Consider the following 1,934-nt stretch of genomic DNA (forward strand, 5'->3'; position numbering starts at 1 on the left):
AGGTCGTGGTTGTGCCGATGTCGGCACAAACATGATTATGCCGACCTGCGGGTTGTGCCGATCGGTGGCGAAAGCTGTTGCGGTATGGCGTGATCGGTGTATCGAGGTCGGCATAACGAAGGTCGCTTGAGGATTGTCTTCATCCGGTTCATCGAGGAAGGAGACAGTCATGGTCAAGGCGACAAGCAGGGTGAGCGGGGTCGTGGTTACCGGCCCGTTGGCTCAGTTCGTGGGTGCTTATGAGCGGGAGCTGCGGCGGCGGGGCTATACCCGGCTGGCGGTGGTTCCTCAGTTGCGTCAGTTGGGGCGGTTGAGCCGGTGGATGGCGTGCAACGGCCTCGGGGTGGCGGAGTTGAATGTGGATCGGGTCGGGGAATTCCTTGCCTTTCAGCGGATAGGCGGCGGTAGCTGTTCGCAGTGGTCGCGTCCTGGCTTGTTGTGCGTGCTGGACGTGCTGCGGGATTCGGGGGTGGCCGCCTCGGTCGGGCAGCCTGCCGTGTTGTCGCCGGTGGAGGCGTTGGTCGCCGCGTTCGAGCACTATTTGGTAGCCGAACGCGGCTTGGCGTCCGGCACGATCCGGGGATGTCGCGACCACGCGCGCCGGTTCGTCGAGGAGCTGCCCGGCGGTGCCGATCTGACCGCTGTACGGGCCGCTGACATCACCGAGGCGGTGCTGCACCGGTCGGAGTCGGTGTCGGTGAGCGCGACGCAGAACTTCGTGGCGGCTCTTCGGTCGCTGCTGCGGTTCTGTTTCGTCACCGGACGGACCTCTACCGATCTGTCACAAGCCGCGCCGTCGGCCACCGGCCGCCGCGGATCGCCGCTTCCCCGGGGAATTGGGCGGGCCGAGATGAAGGCGCTGCTCGGCTGTTGTGATCGCCGGACCGCGCTCGGTCGACGCGACTACGCGATGATCATCACCCTGCTCCGGCTGGGACTGCGCCGCGGCGAGGTCGCGGGTTTGACATTGGAGGACATCGACTGGAGGGCGGGCGAGGTCCTGGTGCACGGCAAGGGCAGTCGGGTCGAGCGGCTGCCGCTGCCGTGGGAGGTGGGTGAGGCGATCGCCAGCTATCTACGGCGGGGCCGTCCACCATGCGACCGCCGGGAAGTGTTCCTGCGGGCGCGGGCGCCGTATGCCCCGGTCGCCGCCGGCACGGTGTCCTCGACGGTGCGCCGCGCATGCCGCCGCGCCGGGATCGCCGAGGTCGGCGCGCACCGCCTGCGTCACACCGTGGCGTGCGAGATGGTCGCGGCGCGGGTTCCGTTACCGCGGATCGCGCAGGTCCTGCGTCACGACAGCCTGCAAACCACTGCCCTCTACGCCCGTGTCGACATCGAGACTCTGCGGCAACTCGCCGTCCCCTGGCCGGAACAGGAGACGCGGCGATGACTACACTGCACGACCACGTCCAGAGCTATCTGCGGATCCGGCGGGCACTGGGATACAAACTCGAACGCGCCGGGACCTGGCTGACCCAATTCGCCGACTGGCTCGATGAAACCGGCGCCGACGCGGCCGTGACCAGTGACGCGGTCGTCGCCTGGGTGCGGCAATCCACCGACGCGGGCCCTGACCAGTGGGCCCGGCGACTTGGGCGTCGCCCGCCGGTTCTGCGCCTGGCTGGCCACCCTCGACCCCGCCACCGAGATACCCCCGACGGGGATATTCCCCACCCATCGGCATCGACCGGCTCCCTACCTGTGGTCGCCACAGGACATCGAGCGGCTCATCGGGGCGGCGCGAGCACTGAACCGGCCGCTGCACGCCACTACCTTGGCCACCCTGTTCGGGCTACTCGCTGCCACGGGCATGCGCATCGGTGAGGCCGTGGCCCTGCGCCGCGCGGATGTCGACCTCGACACCGGCATCATCACGATCCACCACGCCAAACTCGACCGCGACCGCCTCGTGCCGCTGCACCCGCGCACCG

General features: G+C 68.5%; 2 protein-coding genes. Both read left to right on the forward strand.

Annotated elements, in window-relative coordinates; translation table 11 throughout:
* Positions 1-169: 169 nt before the first annotated feature.
* Entirely contained in the window at positions 170-1,393 is a 1,224-nt protein-coding gene (locus ACFXN1_RS51730) for a site-specific integrase (RefSeq protein WP_379446613.1), read from the forward strand.
* A 201-nt stretch (positions 1,394-1,594) separates the two neighbouring features.
* Positions 1,595-1,934, forward strand: a 340-nt coding sequence (locus ACFXN1_RS51735; RefSeq protein ID WP_379464183.1) for a tyrosine-type recombinase/integrase, incomplete at its 3' end; no start/stop codon positions are given.

Origin of the sequence: Nocardia sp. NPDC059154 (genome assembly GCF_042755705.1) — a bacterium.
Lineage (GTDB): Bacteria > Actinomycetota > Actinomycetes > Mycobacteriales > Mycobacteriaceae > Nocardia.